1 protein-coding gene is annotated in these 4,383 nt (G+C 35.8%); it reads right to left on the bottom strand.

The genetic code is table 11. The features are described 5' to 3' along the window. Positions 1-253: 253 nt before the first annotated feature. The gene (locus tag B0A58_RS07155) at positions 254-4,342 is read right to left on the bottom strand and encodes a hypothetical protein (RefSeq protein ID WP_089080479.1); all 4,089 of its coding nucleotides are present in this window, start codon (positions 4,340-4,342) and stop codon (positions 254-256) included. Positions 4,343-4,383 lie beyond the last annotated feature (41 nt).

Raw genomic sequence — 4,383 nt, 5'->3', positions numbered from 1 at the left:
ATATATTTGGTATTAAAATCATCATGATGGGTTAATTTTTTGAAAATATTTGTAATTAAAAAAATATTTGTATCTATTATAATAATTAAATTATACGAATAACTTTACAAACTTTTTAGAACAGTATCTAATAGGTAACTAATATTATTATACCAATTATCATAATTTTGAATGAATCATAAAAAAAACCGAATAAACATGTTGTTTATTCGGTTTTTTAATGAATAAAAATAAACCTAATATTATAAAAAAATTATTGATTACAAGATTTTACTGTACAAATCCAAGCGGTTCCATTGTAAAGTTTCAAACAATTGTTGTCTGTATCCCAAACAATCATACCTTCTACTGGGTTTGCAATATTAGTTTCAGGGTCTGCCATTCTGGTTATTACCAAACCTTTTGTTTTGGATTCTAACACTAAATGAGCATTTGGAATATCTGTTGGCCAATTAGATGTAGTATGCACGTCCAGTACAGAAACCCCTACTTTTGCATATTCAGTTGGAGTACCCGTTGCTGGAGCAACATTACAATCGCAGCTAATAATTAAAGCATTAATGGCTTTAGAATAGGTAGCGGTATAATTAATAAAACCAGTATCGGCAGTTGTTTCCAAATCATCAGCTAAACCGTTTACACCAATACTTCCTGTAACTACACCTGTTGTGGCATTAAATTTAGATGCCGTAACTCCTGTTTCTTTAGCATCAAAACATAGGTCGCCATCTGAATCTAAATCCATTCTATTGACAACAGTATCAGAATCTGTATCTAAATCATTGCATTTCAGCTCTGTGAAATATACTTCTTGAGCACTTCCACCTGCCGAAGAACCCGATATACCCATAACACGATAAAAGATATACGGTGTTACATTATTGGCCATATCTAATTTTGCACTATTATTTGTAGCCAAAACGGGAGTACTATTAGTATAAGTTTGACTGGCAACAATATCAAACCAAGTAGTGTTATCATTGCTACCTTGCAATTTGTATGTAGATCCAGAAGTAAATAACAATTGAGATGCGGCATGGCCAATTTCAATTTTAGTTAATACTTTTGCTGAAGGCAATTGGAATTTCAACCAAGTTGCATTAGCAAAAGTTCCTGTAGGAGTAGTTACTTGTGCAGCCTCGTTACCATCAATCAATCCTTGTAAACTAGAAGCTCCATTGGCAAACGAATACGTTAAATCGGAAGTAATTTGAATACCTGTTTTAGTTAAAGTAGTTGGTGTACAAGACATTTCTGTAGTATCCACTACCCCATCGTTATCATCGTCAATATCTAATGCGTCTGAAACACCATCAGAGTCAGAATCTAGGTCGGCAATGGCAAAGTAAAAGTCATTGGCTACTTGAGCAGCAGTCAATCTGTATTCAAAATAACTTACACCATCAACAGTAACCGTGGCATTTTGCCCTGTAATATAAGTATTGGTAGTTGAAGTAGGAGTTGAGCTAAAAGTACTTGTTGAACTTTTGATAAGCATAGGCGTTCCAACACCGTTATACAAACTAACTGGCACGTAAATTCTGGTATCTTGAGCATAGCTACCTGTATTGTCCACAAACCATACCCTTGCGGTTCTTTTAACAATGGTACTTTGTCCAAATGGATCGCTAAAAGTAGTAGTGCCCGATAAATTATTATCGCCCCAGACTAAGAATTGTTTGTTGGCTGTGATGGAAGTCAAGTTATTATCGTTGGTTGTAGCAACAGCAGTTGTACTCATAATCACTTGATTACCAACCACCATACTTTTCGATTGTTTTTGCATTAAAGCAGAAATATCGTCTCGACCAATACCCGCAATATTATTTTGGAAATTGGCACTTGCGGTCCAAATCACATTTGAATTAGAATCCAAATAATTTGAACTAGAAGCATTTGTTCCCAAAGTAACACCTGTTTTGATAGCTAAATAAGACTGAACTCTTAACTCTTCAGTAGTTGATAAAACAGATGAAAAAGCGATTATTTCCCCCAATTTTCCTATTGTAGAATTATTATCACCACCTGTTGCGATATCAGAACCAATGACATATCCAGCACCACCAACTCTAAAATCAGTTGTAGTATTGGTAGCTAAGGTTGTTAAATCTTGACGGGCTTTTGTATTATCGGCTGCAATAGATGGAGTTTCTTCGACACTTAATGAGTAAATAGATTGTTTGTTGGACAAGGTATATCCAGAAACCGCATAACTGCCGCCTTGTTGGTTCCAAACACCATTTCTTACTAAATCAAAATCATCATAAGAAGAAGCACCAGAGGCCCCATTTCCATTTAAACTAAAAATAGAACTATCTGCTACCAATGGAGGAAACACTGTAGTAAACACATGAATACTTGATGCACCTTGAGGAGCAAAATAGCCTGAATCGGCTGTACTACTCAATTGTCCGATATTATTAGAAGTAAGTGTTAAATTTATATAAGGATTAAAATTATATGAATTAGAATCACCTTGAACTAATTTTGGAGTTGCTGTTGCCGATCCATTATTTGTAGCTGATTTTCCATCAAAAACATTTTTCCAAGCAGATACATTAGAGGAAGTTGCAGTTATACCAAAATCCGCTTTGTGCCAAATTTTCAATCCATTGCCAACACCTCCTGGAGTTAATCCATTTGCAATGGCAAAATAAAAATCAGTAGCTACTTGAGAAGCAGTCAATTTGTATTCATAATAGGACACTGCATTTACCGTAACTGTTGCCGCCTCGGCTGCTATATAAGTGTTGGTTGTTGAAGAAGCAGTAGAACTAAAATTGCTAGTAGAACTTAGGATCAACTTAGGATTTCCAGTGCCATTATATAAGGCTGTTGGGATATATACGCTAGTGGCTTGGCTATAACTACCCGTGTTTTGAGCAAACCAAACCCTTTGAGATCTTGAAAAAACAGTAGCATCACCAAATGAATCTGCTAATACTGTGTAACCTGTTTGCCCATTATCGCCCCAAATTAAAAATTGTTTGTTGGTTGTAATAGTATTGGCATTTGCTGTATTAGTTGCTGCTATGGTTCCAGTGCTTAAGATCACTTGACTTCCTGAATTGACAGATTTGGATTGCTTTTGGTTCAAAGCAGACAAATCATCTCGTCCAATACCCGCAATATTTTGCTTGTATGTTGCATTTGTTGTTGCATTCCAAATTGTTGAACCATCTGAATTGACATAATTTTGTGCCGAGGATTGGCTTAATGTTAATCCATTTTTTATAGCTAAATAAGATTCGACTTTGGCCCTATCGGTTGCTGCAACATTAATATCATAAACGATAATTTCGTTGATTGGCCCATTAAATCCACTTCCAATATTGAAGGCACCTGTTGCAGGAGTAAAACTTGTGGCAGTAGCATCTGAACTTAAAGACTGTGCATTTCTTCTGATTTCTCTTCGATTTGGATTTGCAGTACTGGTGTTGTAACCCGTCCAAAGATTAGGAATTGTAAGTGTACCTCCCCATGCACTTGAAATACGAGCATTTCCGTCCCAATATACATTTCCATCGCCATAAGCTGCATTCATATTTAATGAATTACCATTAATAATATATCCATTGGTCAATGTTTTATTAGAATTGATAGCAAATACCGACATATTGGTTTTAACATCCGTAGTAAAAATACCATCTGCATCGGTCATTAAATTGGTTGCGTTAAACATTACCGAAGGATTAAAGTTGATGACATCAGCAGCATTTGTGCTATATGTTGGTCTGCTTCCAGCGGTTGCTTGTAAAACATGGTTATCATTGCCTGATTGATCATTCCATTGAGATAATGTTGTACCGTTTGTTGTAGATGATGTTCCTACATCAGCTCGTAACCATAATCTGGCATTGGCAATACCACCAGGAGAAGACCCATTTGAAATAGCAAAATAAAAATCAGTAGCTATTTGAGCAGCCGTCAATTTATACTCAAAGTAGGTTGCTCCGCTTACAGTTACCGTAGCTGCCTCTGCAGAAATATAGGTATTGGTAGTTGAAGAAGCAGTAGAAGAAAACGTACTAGTAGTACTTAAAATCAACTTTGGACTTCCAGAACCATTATACATTTTAGTTGGTATGTAAATTCGGGTAGCTTTATCATAATTTCCTGTATTGTCTGCATACCAAATTCTTGCCGATCTTGAAAAAATTGTTGCATCGCCAAAAGTATCTGAAAAGGCTACATAACCAGTCATATTATTGTCTCCAACCATAAAGAACTGTTTGTTTGCCGTTATGGTATTGGCATTGGTAGCATTTGCAGTAGCAACAGCACCATTACTTACAATAATTTGATTGCCAGTATTGACCGATTGAGATTGTTTTTGATTCACTCCTGAAAAATCATCACGTCCAATGGTCTAGCCCCCTATAA

Source organism: Flavobacterium branchiophilum NBRC 15030 = ATCC 35035, from assembly GCF_002217205.1.
GTDB lineage: Bacteria > Bacteroidota > Bacteroidia > Flavobacteriales > Flavobacteriaceae > Flavobacterium > Flavobacterium branchiophilum.
This window is presented reverse-complemented; position numbering and strand designations above follow the sequence as displayed.